Genomic DNA, 15,865 nt, shown 5'->3' on the forward strand with positions numbered 1-15,865 from the left:
CGGCTTTCGGTCAACGCAAGTCAGGGTAATGCTTGGCCATCCGGCTGCGCAGCCCGAAGACCCAGAGCATGCCGACCTTGAAATAGATCCAGTTAGCCTTGAGCGGCCCCCAGGCGGCGATGCGGCGGTCTGAGGTTTCGACGATGCGGGGGACCATCCGGATCCGCCCCAGCCGCGCGAATTTGACGCACAGATCGGCCTCTTCCATCACCGCGTCGCCGGGGTTGCAGCCGCCCAGCGCGAGGAATTCGGCGCGGCGGAAGAACATCGCGTGGTCGCCGAACAGCAGCCGTACCCCCTGAAAGAACAGATGCGGGCGGGTGAGCAGCGGCGCGTACCAGGTCTTGGCCCAATTGTGCGCGGTCGTAACCCAGCGGGTGCCCTGCGGCCCGCGGATCACCGGGGTGAAGCTCGCCAACGCGGTCTGCGGGTCGGCGAGCGTCCGCTCGATCACCGCGACCATGTCGGTGGGGGGCAGCGTGTCGGCGTGGAGCACGCAGACCAGATCGCCGCGCGCCGCCGCGACCCCGCGATTGATCTGCAGCGCGCGGCCGCGCTCCGCCGCCAGGATCCGCCAGCCCGCCTCGCGCGCGATCGCAACGGTGCCGTCCATGCTGCCGCCATCGACCAGCAGCACTTCCGCCGGCTTCGGTTCGAGCGCGGCCAGCCGCTCGACCAGCGCGGGCAGCGCCCGTTCCTCGTCGAGCGCAACAACCAGCAGGGTGACGCTCATGGCGCGAAGCGCGGATGGCGCGCGAGATCGGCGGGCGTGTCGATATCGCCGAGCTCGGGGAGCATGGCGGGCGTGATCCGCTGCAGCGCGAGGCGGCGCAGCGTTTCGGGGAGCACCTGCTCGGTGCTCCATTCCATCTCGTGGAACAGGAAGGGCATGGGGCGCTTGATGCCGAGCAGATAATAGCCGCCGTCGCTGGCGGGGCCGACCACCGCGGGCGAACGCTCCAGCGCGGTGGCGGCGCGGCGCAGCATGGCGGCGTCGCAATCGGGGCAGTCGCTGCCGATCAGGATCGCGGGCGCCGGCACCCGCGCCATCCGCGCACCCAGATCGCCCTCGCCCTGATCGACGACTGCGAGATCGCCGCCGAGCCAGTCGTGAAACCGCGCCGGTTCGCTCCCGGTCACGCGCAATTCGATCGGCAACCCGCTGGCGCGCGCCTCGCGCAGCGTGTGTTCGAGCAGGCGGCGATAGAGCGCGGCAGCACCCTCGGCCCCCAACACGGGGATCAGCCGCGTCTTCGCCCGCCCCGCCTCGGGCCAGCGCGCGAAGATCGTGAGCCGTGCCGCGCTCATGGCTGGAGCGCGCCTCGCGGCGTGCAGGTGGGTGCGGGGATCATCGCAGGCCGATTGCACAGGGCAGCCACGTTGCAAAGGCCTTCCAGCCTCGGGAATTCAGCCGTTGAGCCAGAACCGGATCACCCAGGCCACCGCGCCCAGTACGCTGACGCTCGCCAGCCAGATCGCCGCCATCCAGCCCAGCCTTTGCCATAGAGGACGTTCTGGCGGTCGCTCTTCGGGAGCCGCCATCAGTGGTAGCCTTCGTGGCCGACCTTGCCGCGGAACACCCAATAGGCCCAGGCGGTGTAGCCGATGATCAGCGGCATGGTGATCGCCACCCCGATTAGCATGAAGATCTGGCTGCGCTCGGGCGCGGCGGCATCCCAGATGGTGATGTCGGGCGGCACGACATTGGGCCACATGGTCACCCCCAGCCCCGCCATGCCGAGCAGGAACAGCGCCAGCGACAGCCAGAACGGCTTGCTGTGCCGCTCCACGCTCAGCGCACGCAGCAGCGCGAGCGCGATGATGCCGGTCAGGATCGGGATCGGCGCGGCGTAATAGATCTCGGGCGCGCTCAGCCAGCGCGCGGCGTATTCGGGATTGAGCAGCAGATTGTAGAGCGAGACCGCGCCCATCAGGACGAACGTAGCCCATGCGGCGCGCTTGGCCAGCTTGCGGCTGTGCTCCTGGCTCGGCCCGTCGAGCTTCCACACCAGCCAGGCGGCACCCAGCAGCGCATAGCCCGCCACCGTGCCGACCCCGGTGAGCAGCGTGTAGGGGGTCAGCCAGTCGAGCCAGCTGCCGGCATAGCCGCGATCGACCACCTCGATCCCCTGCAGCAGCGCGCCCAGCGTCATCCCCTGCGCCATCGCCGCGACGATGCTGCCGCCGGTGAAGGCGGCGTCCCAGTATCGCCGGTGGCCCGGGTCGCGCCAGCGCGCCTCGAACGCCACCCCGCGGAACACCAGCCCCAGCAGCATGGCGATGATGAGCGGATAGGTCGCGGGCAGGATCACCGCATAGGCCAGCGGAAAGGCCGCGAACAACCCGCCGCCGCCCAGCACCAGCCAGGTCTCGTTGCCATCCCACACCGGCGCGATCGAGTTCATCGCGCGGTCGCGTTCGGGCCCCACTTCGAAGGTCGGGAACAGGATGCCGATCCCCAGATCGAACCCGTCCATCACGACATAGGCGAAGACCGCGAAGGCGATGATGAAGGCCCAGACGGTGGTGAGATCGACGTTCACGGCCATTATTCCGCCTCCTCGCGATTGCGCGGCAGCGTCTCAGAATGGCCGGGGTTCTGCGCCGGGCCGGGAGTGATGCCCGCGGTGCGGATCGGCCCGCTGTCGCCGCGCTTGACCCCGGTCTCGCCGGTATGCGGGGAATGGCTCATCAGCCGCAGGATATACCAGGTGCCCGCGCCGAACACCGCGAAATAGACCAGCACGAAGGCGACCAGCGATGCGCCGACCGCGGGAGCGTCGAGCGGGCTGGCGGCATCGGCGGTGCGCATCAGATTGTAGATCACATAGGGCTGGCGGCCGACCTCGGTGGTGATCCAGCCGGCGATCACCGCGACGAAGCCCGAGGGCGCCATCACCAGCGCCGCGCGGTGCAGCAGCCGCCAGTCGTAGAGTCTGCCGCGCCAGCGCGCGATCAGGCTCCACAGGCCCAGCCCGAGCATGGCGAAGCCGATGCCGATCATGATCCGGAACGACCAGAACACGATCTCCACCGGCGGTTCTTCGTCGTCGGGGATGGTGTCGAGCCCGGCCAGCGGGGCGTCGAGATCGTGCTTGAGGATCAGCGAGGACAGCTTGGGAATCTCGAGCGCATAGTGGACCCGCTTCTCCTCGCTGTCGGGAATGCCGAACAGGATCAGCGGCGCGCCATCGGGGTGGCTGTCGTAATGCCCCTCCATCGCCATGACCTTCTGCGGCTGGTGCTCGAGCGTGTTGAGCCCGTGCAGATCGCCAGCGAAGATCTGCACCGGAGCGACGATCGCCGCCATCCACAGCGCCATCGAAAACATTTTGCGCGCGTGGAGATTGGTCCTGTCGCGCAGCAGGTGCCAGGCGCCCACGCCGCCGACCACGAAGGCGGTGGTGAGATAGGTCGCGAGCAGCGTGTGCGCGAGCCGGTAGGGGAAGCTGGGGTTGAAGACGATCGCCGCCCAGCTGTCGCCGGGGAGAAACTGGCCGTTGGCGCCCATCTCGAAGCCGACCGGAGTCTGCATCCAGCTGTTGACAGAGAGAATCCAGAAGGCGGAGATGAAGGTACCGGCCGCCACCATCAGCGTAGCGGCGAAATGCAGCTTCTTGCCGACCTTGTTCATCCCGAACAGCATGACCCCCAGGAACCCCGCCTCGAGGAAGAAGGCGGTCAGCACCTCATAGGCCATCAGCGGGCCGATGACGGGCCCCGCGCGGTCGGAGAAGACCGACCAATTGGTCCCGAACTGGTAGCTCATCACGATGCCCGAGACGACGCCCATGGCAAAGGTGATCGCGAAGATCTTGAGCCAGAACTTGAACAGGTCGAGATAGATCGGCTTGCCGGTCTTGAGCCACAGACCCTCGAGCACCGCCAGATAGCTCGCCAGCCCGATCGAGAACGACGGGAATATGAAATGGAAGCTCACCGTGAAGGCGAACTGGATGCGGGCCAGGAGCAGGGCGTCGAATTGGTCGAACATGACGAGGATATAAGCCTACGCCATTTTTCTCCGTAGCGGAAATGCCGCAGGCGGAGGTGCATAAAATGCAAGCGAGCGCCGGCGGAACAGACGGGTTTGAAACAAGTGCAAAACCATCGAAGCCCTGAATTCTCAACCGCCCAACAATCGCATTATTAACAATAGTTTGTTTCGTTAATTATTGTTCACTCGGGCAACCGATCTGCTCCTTCCTCGTTGGCTAAACATATTCCAGCCAAATCGGAGCATGCCTATGTCGGACGAACTCGAGCTATCCAAGGGTGGCGCGCCCCATCAGAAGCCCCGCGGCGAGGACGATGTCCTGACCACCGCACAAGGAGCGCCGATCGCCGACAACCAGAACTGGCTCGGCGCCGGTCCGCGCGGTCCGCAATTGCTCGAGGATCACATCGCCCGCGAGAAGATCTTCCACTTCGATCACGAGCGCATCCCCGAGCGCGTCGTCCATGCCCGCGGCTACGGCATCCACGGCCATTTCGAACTCAAGAAGGCGATCCCCGAATATTCGCACGCCGCGATCTTCAACGAGGTCGGCGAGAAGACCCCGACCTTCACCCGCTTCTCGACCGTGGCGGGCAACAAGGGTTCGCCCGATCTGGCGCGCGACGTGCGCGGCTTCGCGACCAAGTTTTACACCAAGCAGGGCAATTGGGATCTGGTCGGCAACAACATCCCGGTGTTCTTCATCCAGGACGCGATCAAGTTCCCCGACCTCATCCACGCCGCCAAGCCCGCGCCCGACCGCGGCTTCCCGCAGGCGCAGACCGCGCATGACAATTTCTGGGACTTCATCTCGCTCAGCCCCGAATCGATGAACATGGTGATGTGGATCATGTCCGATCGCACCATCCCGCGCAGCTTCCGCTTCATGGAGGGCTTCGGGGTCCACACCTTCCGCATGATCAACGCCGAGGGCGAGGCGAAATTCGTCAAGTTCCACTGGAAGCCCAGGCAGGGGCTGCAGTCGGTGATCTGGAACGAGGCGCTCAAGATCAACGGCATGGATCCGGATTTCCATCGCCGCGACATGTGGGATTCGATCGAGGCGGGCGACTTCCCGCAATGGGATCTGGGCATCCAGGTGTTCGACGAGGAGTTCGCCGAACGCTTCGAATTCGACGTGCTCGATGCGACCAAGATCATCCCCGAAGAGCAGGTTCCGGTCGAGATCATCGGCACGCTCACGCTCGATGCCAATGTCGACAATTTCTTCGCCGAGACCGAGCAGGTGGCTTTCTGCACGCAGAACATCGTCCCCGGCCTCGATTTCAGCGAGGATCCGCTGCTGCAGGGACGCAATTTTTCCTATCTCGATACCCAACTCAAGCGGCTGGGCGGCCCGAACTTTACCCATATCCCGATCAACGCGCCCAAATGCCCGGTCCACAATTTCCAGCAGGATGGGCACATGGCGATGACCAATCCCAAGGGCCGGGCGAATTACGAGCCCAACAGCTGGTCGGGCGATATGGACGACAACCGCGAGCCGCGCGGCCCCCGCGCCAGCCCCGAGCACGGCTTCACCAGCTACGCTGCCCCGGTCGCGGGGCCCAAGTTGCGCGTGCGCAGCGAGACCTTCGCCGATCACTACAGCCAGGCGCGCCAGTTCTACATCTCGCAGACCGCAATCGAGCAGACCCATATGGGCAATGCGCTGGTGTTCGAACTGTCCAAGGTCGAGCGGATGGATATCCGCCAGCGGATGGTTGGCCATCTGCGGCATATCGACGACGGCCTAGCCCAGACAGTCGCCGACGGCATCGGTCTGACCGAACTGCCGCCCAAGCCAACCCCCGCACGCAAGCCGGTCGATGATCTGCCCGAAAGCCCGGCGCTGTCGATCCTCAAGAACGGTCCTGACAATTTCAAGGGACGCAAGCTGGGCATCTATATCGCCGAGGGCGGCGATGCGGGCGTGGTCAAGGCGCTCAAGGACGCCGCCACGGGGGCCGGAGCGATGGCCGAGATCATCGCCCCGCATGTCGCGGGTGCCAAGCTGTCCGACGGCAAGATGATGGCGGCCGACCAGAAAATCGATGGCGGCCCCTCGGTGGTCTACGACGCCGTGGCGCTGGTGATGGGCGCGGATGCCGCCGAGAAGTTCGGCATGGACAAGCCCAGCATCGATTTCGTCAACGACGCCTTCGCCCACGCCAAGTTCATCGCTTTTGTCCCGGAGGCGATGGCGCTGCTCGAGGGCGCCGGGGTCGCCAAGCGGATGGATGACGGCTTCATCGAATTGTCGAAGCCCGACTCCGCCAAGGATTTCATCGCCCGCTGCGCCAAGCTGCGTTTCTGGGACCGCGAGGCGGTGAAGAAGGACTGAGGAGCTAACATGACGCATGACAAACCACTCGGCCTTGCCGGCACTGTCGCCGGGCTGGGCATCGCACTCGGCGGGGTCGCCTTCGGGGCGTTCCTGTCGCAGCGGCGCAAGGCCGGCGACGACGACGCGCCCTTCTACACCCGCAAGAGCCCCGACCGCGACCAGGCGGTGCTCGGTCGGACGGTGACGATCCGCAAGCCGCGCGCCGAACTCTATGCCTATTGGCGCGAATTCGATAATCTTCCGCGCTTCATGGAAAATGTCGAAACGATCCGGGCCGAGGGCGACCACCGCGTCTGGGTCATCAAGGCTCCCGCGGGCCGGACGGTCGAGGTCAAGACCGAGATTTCCGAGGACGTCGAGGGCAAGCGGATCGCCTGGCGTTCGGTCGAGGGTTCGGACATCGCGACCAGCGGCAGCGTCGAATTCGCCGACGCCCCCGGGGAGCGCGGCACCCGCGTGTCGCTGGTAATGTCCTACGAGCCCCCCGCCGGAGAGCTCGGCCGCGCCGTCGCCAAGCTGTTCCAGCGCGAACCCGAGGTCCAGGCACGCCACGACCTCAAGCGCTTCAAGGGGCTGATGGAAACCGGCGAGATCGCCACCTCGGCCCACCGCAAGGACAACACCCGCGCTGCCAAGCAGCAGGAGAAGCAATCATGAGAGCCCTCACCTGGCACGGGACGCACGACGTCCGCGTCGACACGGTCGACGATCCCGAAATCATCAACTCGCGCGATGCGATCATCGAGGTCACCTCGACCGCGATCTGCGGCAGCGACCTTCACCTTTACGACGGGGTGATCCCCGGCGTGCTCCCCGGAGATGTGCTGGGTCATGAATTCATGGGCCGGGTGGTCGAGACCGGGAGCGACAGCACGCTGCAGAAGGGTCAGCGCGTCGTCGTCCCCTTCACCATCAGCTGCGGCGGTTGCTTCCACTGCCAGATCCAGCAGTTCTCGGCCTGCGAGAACTCCAATCCGGCAGAAAAGCAGGACATGTCGGCCAAGCTCTACGGCCATTCGATGGCGGCGCTGTTCGGCTATTCGCATCTGACCGGCGGCTATTCGGGCGGTCAGGCGGAATATGTCCGCGTGCCCTATTCGGATGTCGGCCCGATCGTCATCCCCGACCATCTCGACGACGACAAGGTGCTGTTCCTCTCGGACATCCTGCCGACCGGCTGGATGGCGGCGGAGAACGCCGAGATCCAGCCCGACGACACCGTCGCGGTCTGGGGCTGCGGCCCGGTCGGCCTGTTCGCGATCCAGTCCGCGATCGTGATGGGCGCGAGCAAGGTGATCGCCATCGACCATTATCCCCACCGGCTGGCGCTGGCCAAGCAGCTCGGCGCCGAGGTGATCGATTTCCGCAAGACGAACGTGCGCGAAGCGTTGATGGAAATGTCGGGCGGGATCGGTGTCGACGCGGTGATCGATGCGGTCGGCATGGAGAGCCACGGTTTCGCGATCGACAATATGGTCGATGTCGTGAAGCAGAAGGTCGGCATGGGCGCCGACCGCGCCAGCGCGCTCAAGCAGGCGATCCTCGCGGTCCGGCCCGGTGGCCGCGTCTCGATCCCCGGCGTCTATGGCGGGATGACCGACAAATTTCCGCTAGGCGCGCTGATGGAGAAAGGCCTGCAGGTTCGCACCGGCCAAACCCATGTCCAGCGCTACACCAAGGCTCTGCTCGACAAGATCGAGGACGGCACGCTCGACACCACCTTCCTGATCTCGCACCGCCTCCCGCTCGAGGATGCGGCGCGCGGTTACGAGTGCTTCCGCACCGAGCAGGACAGCTGGACCAAGGTGGTGCTCAAGCCCGGCATGGAGATGGCGGCGGCCAGCTAGCCGCCGGGCACCTGCCCTAGCGGATCGCGAGCAGATCGAGCCGATAGCATTCCTCGCGCCGCGCCTTGGCGATCTGCCAGGGCGCGGCGTCGAGGAACAGTTCGACCGCTCTGTCGCCATCGACCGGCAGGTCGTTGGGTCCGGTCCAGTTGACCAGCAGGCAGATCCCGTCCGCGGTCAAGCTTGCACGCGCCAGCCGCGAGACTGTGCGGATTTCCTCCGCGCCGAGGAAATAGAGCACTTCGGACAGGATCACCGCGTCGAATTTCCCGTGAGGCCAATAGCTTGGCACCTCGGCGGCGATGAATTCGACACTGTCGAATCGACTTAGCCTTCTACTCGACAGTTCGAGCGCTTTTGTCGAAACATCGACGGCGACTATCGAATCCGCGCGTTCGACCAATCTCTCTGTCAGCGCCCCGCCCGCACAGCCCACTTCCAGCAGCCGCGTAAAGCGCCGCTCGCCCAGTGCGGCGAGCGCCGCCTCGCGCTTGCCGCGCTCGTAGGGGCTGGTGTCGATGTCCCACGGATCGGGATCGTCGGCGAACAGGCGGTCGAACCGCGCCTGCCGCTCGCCGGGAGCCTCACCCACGGTGGAAGATCTCCGGATGCGCGGCGAAATGCGCGAGCAGCGGTTTGGGCATGCGAAAGGCCTCCGGATCGGCGATCAGCTCGGTGAATTGCGATCGGTAGGCGGCGAGCGCGCACCGCTTGCGCTCTGCCAGCGCCGAAGCCTCGAACAGCCGCAGTTCGCTTTCGGGCAGCGCCCGTTCGCCGAAGCGGCCCCAGACGGGGACGCTCCAGAGCGCCGCGCCGCAATGCTCCGCCAGATCGTGCGCGATCGCATGCGCGGCGCGGTGGTCGCAATGCGGGTCGAGCGGCGAGGTGGTCCAGACGGCCCGCGGGTCGTAGGACTGCGCGAAACCCAGCAGCGCCTGCCAGCGCTCCCCCGAGAGCGCATCGCGGCGAGCGTGCCCGTCGCGCAGACCGAGCCGAAGCACGGCGATCGCCCGCCCCGGGCTCAGAACCGCCAGTGCCGCTTCGAGCTCCGCCTGGCGTAGGCCAACGATGTCGCCCGGGTGGCAGCCGGGATGCGAGCCTTCGCCATCGGTCACCAGCACGAGCCCGATATCGCGCCCCGCATCGGCAGCGGCGGCCAGCGCCTGGCCGCAGCCCAGGGTCTCGTCGTCGGGATGCGGCATCACCAGCAGCAGCCCGCCCGGCGGCGACAGCTCCGCCAGCTCGACCGTGGCCGCCCCTGCGGCGGCGCGCAGCACGCTGCCCTCTGCAGCAAGCGGGACGCTCACAGATCCTCCGCGCGCAGTCCGAGCCCGACCAGTGTGCGCGCGGCGCGCTGGCGCTTGGCGTCGGGCTGCGCCTGGCACAGGAACAGCCCGAGATCGCGGCGGATCCGCTCGATCGGCGTGCCTTCCTCATGCGCCGCCATTCCCAGCCCGCGCTCGACCAGAGACAGCACCGCGCGGCAATTGTCCTCGGTCACCTGCCGCGCCAGCAGCGAGAGCGTGGCCGCGTCCGGCGACGCATCGTGCGCCTCGACTGCCTCCGCCGCGCGCCACAGCCACAGCCGCATGCTCTCGATCGCGGTGGCGCAGGCGGCGATCCGGTCCAGCTGGTGCGGGTCCTCGATCCGGCCGCGCTCGAGCAACGCCGCGCGGAACAGAGCGACCAGCGCCTCGGCGCCGCCGCAATGCGCCGCGCAATAGCGCCACACCCCGCCCTCGAAATGCGGCTCACGTGTGTAGTCTCCGCGCTCGCCCAGCACGGCATCCGCGGGCAGTTCGGCCCCGGCGAAATCGTAGCGTCCCGACTGCGTCGCGCGCATCCCCGCGACGGCCCAGCCCGACGGGTCCGCGCGCGAAGGATTGTCAGTGGGTGCCAGCGCCAGCAGCGGGCCCTCGTCCCCATTGATCGCGACCACCGCATGGCGCACCAGCGCGAGCCCCGAGGCGAAGCGCTTGGCACCGCCGAGCACCAGGCCCGCGCCGCTCCGCGAAAGCGTCAGCGGATGGCCGGGATCGTCGGCGCCCCAGACCCCGAGCAACTCGCCCGCATGGACGCTGTGCGCGACCCGTGCCTGCGCCTGCTCGCTGCCATAGAGCATCACGAGCTTGACCGCGTTCATATGCCCCTCGAACAGGCGCGCGACCGAGAGATTGGCGCGCCCCAGGCCGCGCAGGGCGGCAAAGGCGCCCGCCAAGCCCTCTTGCGCGCATCCCCAGCCCTGTCCGCCGCGCTCGAGCGGCAGGCAGGCGGCGAGCCAGCCCGCCTCGTGCAGCGCCGCGATATCCGCGGAGAGGTCTCCGCCCGGCCGGTCGCTCGCCGCCGCGCGCGCCGCGATCGCCGAGAACAGCGCGTCGTGTGGATCGGGGAAGGGGGCAGGCGCGCTCATGCCACGGCCCGGTGCGGCAGCAGCAGATCGATCTCGCGCCGCGCGCGTTCGAGCTCGACCAGCAGCGCCCGGTGATGCAGCGGCGCGGCCCCGCGGCTCCATCGCTCGCGATAGAGCGCGAACAGCCGGGGGCGATCGGGTCCAGCCTCAAGCGCGTTCCACACCCCGGCAAGGTGGCGCAGGCCCCCAACCGGCAGCAGCATCTCGTCGCACGGCAGATCCACCGCGAGAGCGCGCTGCCGCAGCGTCTCGCCGCAACCCTGCGCCGCGCGGCCCGCCTGCCGCGCCGAGGAGATCGTATCGTGGGCGGGCATCTGCACGACGGGCAGGCCGTGCTGGCGCATCAGCGCGCACAGCGCCCGCTCCTCGCCCGCCGCGGGCGTGGGCAAGCCGCCGAGCGCCGCATAGACCGCCGGCGCGATGCCCAGGCTAGCCCCCCAGGGGCGGATGTTGAGCGGGTTGGCGCCGGCGCCCGCCCAGATCCGCCACAGCGTCTCGGTCAGCGCAAAATATTCGTCCTCCGCCTCGCCGATCGCGCGGACATGCGCGGGCAGCAGGCGCAGCTCGGCCTCGTCGAAGCCGATGCTGCCGCACACCAGCGCCGCGCCGCGCGCCAGTTCGGCGAGATTGTCCGCGATCCAGCCGGGCCCCACGCTCGTGTCGGCATCGGTGGTCAGCAGCGCCGCCGCGGGCGCGCAGGCGTGGGCGATATCGAGCGCCAGCCGCCGGGCATGCGGCGCGTTGCGCGCGGCGGGAGCGAAGCTCAGATCGAGCAGCAGATGAGCCACGCCGGTGCGCGCGGCCCATCGCGCGATCAGGTTGCGCGAGGCATCCTGCGTGTCGTTGACCACGAAGACGAACAGTCCCGGCCCCTCGACCCGCGCCGCCGCGCGCGACAGCGCGGCGAGCACGCCGGGCAAGCGCTCGGCCTCGTTGTTGACCGGGATACCGACGGCGTAAGCGAAAGCACGGCCGTCGCCCGCCCCCCAGTCGAGCGACAGCAGCGCGCCGCCGAACGGCGCCGCCGCGACGCGCTCGCGCAGGCCGGACAGCGCTGCGAAGAACGCGCTGTCTGAACGGGGGATCGCCGGATCGAAAATTGTGCAGCTCGCGGCGGTCGCCATCGCATACTCCCAAGCGCGCGCCCGCTTGGCGGGCAAACCCGACATCGCAACGGCGGCCGATGTCCCTGGAGGACGCCGCACGCCCGGTTTCGTTCCCGATCGGCACGCATTATGGGACTGATAAACTTCAGTTTTTGCGTGGGTGCGCGTGACGCTCAAGCGCGCTTGCACCCGGACATGCGCGGCGGCTGGGCGTTGGCGCAAGCTTAGATTTGCATCCCCCTACAGGCGAGAATTATCCAATTTCGAGGCGCCGAATAGTTTCTTCCCGCGGCCAACCTAAGCTTCTCCTATCGAGATCCTTGAGTCTCCCGATCCATTCGATTTTTCTCCCGACGCCTCTAAGCCGCTCGTCAATTTCGGCAGAGCAGATGTAGTCCTTGGCTAGAGCGAGTATAATGGTCTTCGCGGTGAGATCCGCTTTCGAGACGCGAGTGAAAGAGAGGGTCTGCTCTTTGTCAATACGCTGAAACTGAGCGGGCGTCGCATTGAGAATTTCGGATGCATCCCTTTTCGAAATGAGCTGCCGGTTCAAGGCGTCTATCCTGTCTCGTTCGATATCACGAACGCTGAACTCCCGGATATTTTCTGGCAGCACAAGAATCGTCGAAACGTCGATATTCGCTCCATCGATCCACCATGGAATGTCTTTGCGCAACAGCGCTTCGAATGCTGACGCCCACGGCTTCTCTGCCCCACCGTGCATTCGAATGGTCAGCGACAGCGATCTGGCACCGGTGGGCTTATCGCTTCTCGAACGCGCGTTGAGCAGATGAGTCGAAAGGCTTTCGATCGAATCTTGTCGTATTCTCGGAAGTGCGTGGGTTGCGGCAAGTATGGGTTCATCCGAATGTTCTAGCACATTCTTCGATGCGAACTGTTCGACGGCGTATATCGGTAGCTTCCACTTCCCGGCGACATGGGTGATCGGCTTGGTCTGTTCGCAAAGCGCGCGGAGATGATCGATCTCTTCAGCTTTATAGTTGATGTTGCGCTTACCCGCCGAGGGCAATTGCGTAACCGTCAGATGCCCGGCCAATTGAGCGGCCGACAACTGGCTCCCGTTGAGACCGGTTTTCATTCGGGCTTCTTGCTGAAGATAGACCCGGTATGGCGGAGCAAAACTTCGCCAGACGGGTCTGGCGAGGTCCGGTAGCGCGCTAAGCAATAGGTCGGCCTGCTCTAAACTGACATTTCTATTCGGCACAGTCATTGCCTTGAGACGCCTCCACAGGGACACGAAGGCCTTATGGTCCTCTCCCATGTCATCCACCTTCGCGCGAACAGCGCTCTGAACGGAGTGCGGCCAACTTTCGAGAAGCGCTACCGCTTCCGCAACTATCGCAGCGATGTCGGCAGGCGCGAGTGCTTCCAGTCTTGCCCTCAGCTTCGTGCCGCAACTATCTCGCAGATGACGATGGAGCCGTATGGCGAGGCCCGTAACCGCAGCCGGGGAGTAATCGCTCAGTTCGGTCGGAAATTTGGACCAAGCTTCTGACCTGATACCGGCATCTAACGAGATCAGCTCGCTGAACAGGCGATATCGAGCGGCATGTTCTTTTAGGAGACGCGGTTCGGAAGATGGAGGAACTAACTCCTCGCAATATTCGCAATGTGCGATACCGGCGGCGAACGACCAACCAAGGTTGAGGGTGTGAGGTGGTCCCGGAATTTCGGACAGGGTGCTAAGCTAATCCCGACCTGAGGAATGGACGGGAAATGAAGAAGACGAGGAAGCGCTACAGCGCGGATTTCAAGGCGAAGGTGGCGCTGGAAGCAATCCGGGGTGACCTGACGCTGGCGGAGCTGGCCGCGAAGCATGGCATCCACCACACAATGATCGCGGCTTGGAAGCGCCAGGCCATCGAGGGAATGGGGAGCACGTTCTCCGGGGCAGGCGAAGCAGCCAAGGCGGCCAGCGAGGCCGAGGTGGAGAAACTGCACGCGAAGATCGGCCAGCTGGTCGTGGAGCGGGATTTTTTAGCCAAAGCCTCCGGTCGATGAGCGTGGCACGGAGGCGATCGATGATCGAACCTGCTCACCACCGCCTGTCGATCGCGGCACAATGCCGCCTGCTCTCGATCAGTCGCTCGTCCTATTACTACGCGCCGGTCCCGGAGACCGAGGAGACGCTGGCGCTGATGCGGGTGATCGACGCGGCGTTCCTCGACATGCCGTGGTATGGCAGTCGCCAGATGGTTCGGCACCTGCGCCGGGAGGGCCACGAGGTCGGTCGCCGCCGTGTGCGGCGGCTGATGGCGAAGATGGGCTTGTCGCCGATTTACCAGCGGCCGCGCACGAGCGATCCGCACCCTCAGCACCGTGTCTATCCCTATCTGCTGCGCAAGCTGGCGATCGACCGGCCCAACCATGTCTGGTGCGCAGATGTGACCTACATCCCGATGCGGCGGGGCTTCTTGTATCTGGTTGCGGTGATGGACTGGGCAACCCGCAAGGTGCTGGCCTGGCGGCTGTCGAACACGATGGATGCCGGCTTCTGCGTGGCGGCTCTGGAGGAAGCGCTGGCGCGCTTCGGTCGTCCTGAAATCTTCAACACCGATCAGGGCAGCCAGTTTACCAGCTTCGCGTTCACCAGCGTGTTGCGCGATGCTGAGGTCCGGATCAGCATGGATGGTCGGGGCCGGTGGATGGACAATGTCTTCATCGAGCGCCTCTGGCGTTCCCTGAAATACGAATGCGTCTATCTCCACGCCTTCGAGACCGGCTCGGAGCTACGCGCTGGCCTTCGGCGCTGGATCACCTATTACAACACGCAGCGACCGCACTCGGGTCTGGCCGGGCGAACCCCGGCAGAGGCCTACGGGCGGATCAGCGAACCAGATCATGGGGGGCATGCCCCCCATGATCTGATGACCAGACTGGCGGCATAATCACATCCGGGATTAGCTTAACTTCGCCGCCAACCTGTCCAAGAAGGCGGGACCACCTCAGTGCATCGGGGACAACGCGAGACCATAAGCTCGCCGCTCACCGGGCAGTATGGCAACATTCGGCTGAGCCAGTCGTGGCGATGGAAAGGCTGGATTCGGAGCGTTTCAGGAGCGATCCGGCGCAGGTTGAATTCCATGCTCTCCGAAAGGATGTGCAGATCACCGAACTCGATAACCTTTGCACGAGCTTGCTTGCCGGCACATTTCTTCAGTGATTGAATGTCGCTTCGGGTGACGTGTGCGACCTTCGCGAGAACTGCCTCATCCGCGACCTGCAGTTTTCCGGGCCGGCGATCCTGGAAGTCGATCTCGTCGTAGATGGCCTTAAGTCGGGGAACCGGATGGTCGCTCGCGCAGCGGGCGATGAACCCCGGAATGCTCTCTGGGACGTGCATTTCATTCGAAAAGCGTAGCCGCTTCAAATCGTCGAACCGATCATGGACATCTACGTCGCCGAACGCAGTCGTCGCTCTCATGTCGATGTAGAGAACGGGTCAGTGTCGACCCATCCAAGCGGTATCGCGAATTCGCGGGTCACGAAGCTCAAGTCGAGTGCTTCGATCGAGGCGGCCCCGCGCCTGATCGCGATCGGGTAGGACTCCTGGATCATCCTGGCGACGCGGCCAATATGCCCCCCCGTTACGGTGATCATGGGGTCGAGAAGGCGTTGCTGGGAGAGCCCGCTGTTGATTGCGAAGATATGGTTAGTGACTAGCTGTTCGTCAAAGGATCTGCAGAAATCCTGAAAATGCCCTGCTTCAGCGGTGTCTTTTTTGGTTCGCATGGGGTCCAGTTTCAACGGGCGTCCGAAACGCACCGCCAGATCCTTATTTTCTGAAAAGAACGCTAAGGACTTTTCGTTTCCGATCAGAAGCAGCGGGACGACACCGCGGTCCAGGAAGGTCTGGAATCGTTCGATGACAGCGCCGCTCATCTTCTTCGCACCGGCGAGCCTCTGGATTTCGTCAGCGACAAGCAGTCTCACCCCAAGCCTTTTCACCCATCGCGCGATCTTGTTCTCCAGCAGCTTCATGGTTCGCTCATCGCGTTTGGGTCCCTTCGCCGAATATACAGCGCTGACGGAGGCCATCTGATTATAGGTGAACGGTATCCTGATGTTCCCCAGATCATCAGCGACAATTATCTTGGGGTCGTGCCATCCTTCGGACATCGGCTTGGGCAGGTCGTG

16 protein-coding genes are annotated in these 15,865 nt (G+C 65.3%); 4 read left to right on the forward strand and 12 right to left on the reverse strand.

Annotated elements, in window-relative coordinates; genetic code table 11:
• Positions 1 to 10 precede the first annotated feature (10 nt).
• From ACQ5J0_RS03950 to ACQ5J0_RS03970, 5 genes are all read right to left on the reverse strand, one after another.
• On the reverse strand, positions 11 to 733 hold the full coding sequence (locus ACQ5J0_RS03950) for a glycosyltransferase (RefSeq protein ID WP_462569221.1): 723 nt from the start codon (positions 731 to 733) through the stop codon (positions 11 to 13).
• On the reverse strand, positions 730 to 1,308 hold the full coding sequence (locus ACQ5J0_RS03955; RefSeq protein WP_462569222.1) for a TIGR04282 family arsenosugar biosynthesis glycosyltransferase: 579 nt from the start codon (positions 1,306 to 1,308) through the stop codon (positions 730 to 732). Before ACQ5J0_RS03955 ends, ACQ5J0_RS03950 begins: the two co-directional genes overlap by 4 nt.
• Before the next feature lie 99 nt (positions 1,309 to 1,407).
• Positions 1,408 to 1,542, reverse strand: a complete 135-nt coding sequence (locus ACQ5J0_RS03960) for a DUF2474 domain-containing protein (protein ID WP_462569223.1) — start codon at positions 1,540 to 1,542, stop codon at positions 1,408 to 1,410.
• Positions 1,542 to 2,549 (reverse strand): cytochrome d ubiquinol oxidase subunit II, encoded by a 1,008-nt coding sequence (gene cydB, locus ACQ5J0_RS03965; RefSeq protein ID WP_462569224.1) that lies wholly within the window; start codon positions 2,547 to 2,549, stop codon positions 1,542 to 1,544. The genes ACQ5J0_RS03960 and cydB overlap by 1 nt, the downstream gene beginning before the upstream one ends.
• On the reverse strand, positions 2,549 to 3,994 hold the full coding sequence (locus ACQ5J0_RS03970) for a cytochrome ubiquinol oxidase subunit I (RefSeq protein ID WP_462569226.1): 1,446 nt from the start codon (positions 3,992 to 3,994) through the stop codon (positions 2,549 to 2,551). The genes cydB and ACQ5J0_RS03970 overlap by 1 nt, the downstream gene beginning before the upstream one ends.
• 253 nt (positions 3,995 to 4,247) lie before the next feature.
• On the opposite strand from ACQ5J0_RS03970, the gene ACQ5J0_RS03975 reads away from it, so the two are divergent.
• The 3 genes from ACQ5J0_RS03975 to ACQ5J0_RS03985 are packed head-to-tail and all read left to right on the forward strand — an operon-like array spanning position 4,248 to position 8,191.
• Complete coding sequence (locus ACQ5J0_RS03975; RefSeq protein WP_462569227.1) at positions 4,248 to 6,341, forward strand: catalase; 2,094 nt, start codon at positions 4,248 to 4,250, stop codon at positions 6,339 to 6,341.
• Positions 6,342 to 6,350: 9 nt separating this feature from the next.
• Positions 6,351 to 7,001, forward strand: coding sequence for an SRPBCC family protein (locus ACQ5J0_RS03980; RefSeq protein WP_462569228.1), 651 nt, complete (start codon positions 6,351 to 6,353; stop codon positions 6,999 to 7,001).
• Positions 6,998 to 8,191 (forward strand): zinc-dependent alcohol dehydrogenase, encoded by a 1,194-nt coding sequence (locus ACQ5J0_RS03985; protein WP_462569229.1) that lies wholly within the window; start codon positions 6,998 to 7,000, stop codon positions 8,189 to 8,191. The genes ACQ5J0_RS03980 and ACQ5J0_RS03985 overlap by 4 nt, the downstream gene beginning before the upstream one ends.
• Before the next feature lie 16 nt (positions 8,192 to 8,207).
• Here ACQ5J0_RS03985 and ACQ5J0_RS03990 read toward each other — a convergent pair whose 3' ends face one another.
• The 5 genes from ACQ5J0_RS03990 to ACQ5J0_RS04010 all read right to left on the reverse strand — a co-directional run bounded on the left by ACQ5J0_RS03990 (position 8,208) and on the right by ACQ5J0_RS04010 (position 12,806).
• Complete coding sequence (locus ACQ5J0_RS03990) at positions 8,208 to 8,783, reverse strand: SAM-dependent methyltransferase (protein WP_462569230.1); 576 nt, start codon at positions 8,781 to 8,783, stop codon at positions 8,208 to 8,210.
• Positions 8,776 to 9,498 (reverse strand): PIG-L deacetylase family protein, encoded by a 723-nt coding sequence (locus ACQ5J0_RS03995; protein ID WP_462569232.1) that lies wholly within the window; start codon positions 9,496 to 9,498, stop codon positions 8,776 to 8,778. Before ACQ5J0_RS03995 ends, ACQ5J0_RS03990 begins: the two co-directional genes overlap by 8 nt.
• The gene (locus tag ACQ5J0_RS04000) at positions 9,495 to 10,601 is read right to left on the reverse strand and encodes an acyl-CoA dehydrogenase family protein (protein ID WP_462569233.1); all 1,107 of its coding nucleotides are present in this window, start codon (positions 10,599 to 10,601) and stop codon (positions 9,495 to 9,497) included. The genes ACQ5J0_RS03995 and ACQ5J0_RS04000 overlap by 4 nt, the downstream gene beginning before the upstream one ends.
• Positions 10,598 to 11,725 carry a glycosyltransferase gene (locus ACQ5J0_RS04005; RefSeq protein WP_462569234.1) on the reverse strand — a complete coding sequence of 376 codons (1,128 nt, stop codon included), beginning with the start codon at positions 11,723 to 11,725 and terminating at the stop codon, positions 10,598 to 10,600. Before ACQ5J0_RS04005 ends, ACQ5J0_RS04000 begins: the two co-directional genes overlap by 4 nt.
• A gap of 235 nt (positions 11,726 to 11,960) precedes the next feature.
• Positions 11,961 to 12,806, reverse strand: coding sequence for a hypothetical protein (locus ACQ5J0_RS04010; protein WP_462569235.1), 846 nt, complete (start codon positions 12,804 to 12,806; stop codon positions 11,961 to 11,963).
• Positions 12,807 to 13,444: 638 nt separating this feature from the next.
• Here ACQ5J0_RS04010 and ACQ5J0_RS04015 point away from each other — a divergent pair.
• Positions 13,445 to 14,616 (forward strand): IS3 family transposase gene (locus tag ACQ5J0_RS04015; protein WP_462567201.1). Its coding sequence is split into 2 segments (ribosomal slippage): positions 13,445 to 13,709 and positions 13,709 to 14,616, totalling 1,173 coding nucleotides; the frame shifts between segments, so codons are not numbered across the junction.
• Between the two features lie 17 nt (positions 14,617 to 14,633).
• Here the strand turns inward: ACQ5J0_RS04015 and ACQ5J0_RS04020 are convergent.
• Both ACQ5J0_RS04020 and ACQ5J0_RS04025 read right to left on the reverse strand, forming a co-directional pair.
• Positions 14,634 to 15,152: a hypothetical protein gene (locus ACQ5J0_RS04020; RefSeq protein WP_462569236.1), complete on the reverse strand. Its 519-nt coding sequence runs from the start codon at positions 15,150 to 15,152 to the stop codon at positions 14,634 to 14,636.
• Positions 15,149 to 15,709 carry a TniB family NTP-binding protein gene (locus ACQ5J0_RS04025; RefSeq protein ID WP_462569237.1) on the reverse strand — a complete coding sequence of 187 codons (561 nt, stop codon included), beginning with the start codon at positions 15,707 to 15,709 and terminating at the stop codon, positions 15,149 to 15,151. The genes ACQ5J0_RS04020 and ACQ5J0_RS04025 overlap by 4 nt, the downstream gene beginning before the upstream one ends.
• Between the last annotated feature and the right edge of the window lie 156 nt (positions 15,710 to 15,865).

This window comes from Qipengyuania sp. SM2512 (assembly GCF_054954005.1).

What these genes read in the sequence shown, in the direction of transcription:
- ACQ5J0_RS04025 (WP_462569237.1), bottom strand. Translation starts at nt 15,709, where the DNA reads ATGAAGCTGCTGGAGAACAAGATCGCGCGATGGGTGAAAAGGCTTGGG.
- ACQ5J0_RS03955 (WP_462569222.1), bottom strand. Translation starts at nt 1,308, where the DNA reads ATGAGCGCGGCACGGCTCACGATCTTCGCGCGCTGGCCCGAGGCGGGG.
- ACQ5J0_RS03970 (WP_462569226.1), bottom strand. Translation starts at nt 3,994, where the DNA reads ATGTTCGACCAATTCGACGCCCTGCTCCTGGCCCGCATCCAGTTCGCC.
- ACQ5J0_RS03975 (WP_462569227.1), top strand. Translation starts at nt 4,248, where the DNA reads ATGTCGGACGAACTCGAGCTATCCAAGGGTGGCGCGCCCCATCAGAAG.
- ACQ5J0_RS04010 (WP_462569235.1), bottom strand. Translation starts at nt 12,806, where the DNA reads ATGAAAACCGGTCTCAACGGGAGCCAGTTGTCGGCCGCTCAATTGGCC.
- cydB (WP_462569224.1), bottom strand. Translation starts at nt 2,549, where the DNA reads ATGGCCGTGAACGTCGATCTCACCACCGTCTGGGCCTTCATCATCGCC.
- ACQ5J0_RS03985 (WP_462569229.1), top strand. Translation starts at nt 6,998, where the DNA reads ATGAGAGCCCTCACCTGGCACGGGACGCACGACGTCCGCGTCGACACG.
- ACQ5J0_RS03950 (WP_462569221.1), bottom strand. Translation starts at nt 733, where the DNA reads ATGAGCGTCACCCTGCTGGTTGTTGCGCTCGACGAGGAACGGGCGCTG.
- ACQ5J0_RS04020 (WP_462569236.1), bottom strand. Translation starts at nt 15,152, where the DNA reads ATGAGAGCGACGACTGCGTTCGGCGACGTAGATGTCCATGATCGGTTC.
- ACQ5J0_RS04000 (WP_462569233.1), bottom strand. Translation starts at nt 10,601, where the DNA reads ATGAGCGCGCCTGCCCCCTTCCCCGATCCACACGACGCGCTGTTCTCG.
- ACQ5J0_RS04005 (WP_462569234.1), bottom strand. Translation starts at nt 11,725, where the DNA reads ATGGCGACCGCCGCGAGCTGCACAATTTTCGATCCGGCGATCCCCCGT.
- ACQ5J0_RS03960 (WP_462569223.1), bottom strand. Translation starts at nt 1,542, where the DNA reads ATGGCGGCTCCCGAAGAGCGACCGCCAGAACGTCCTCTATGGCAAAGG.
- ACQ5J0_RS03980 (WP_462569228.1), top strand. Translation starts at nt 6,351, where the DNA reads ATGACGCATGACAAACCACTCGGCCTTGCCGGCACTGTCGCCGGGCTG.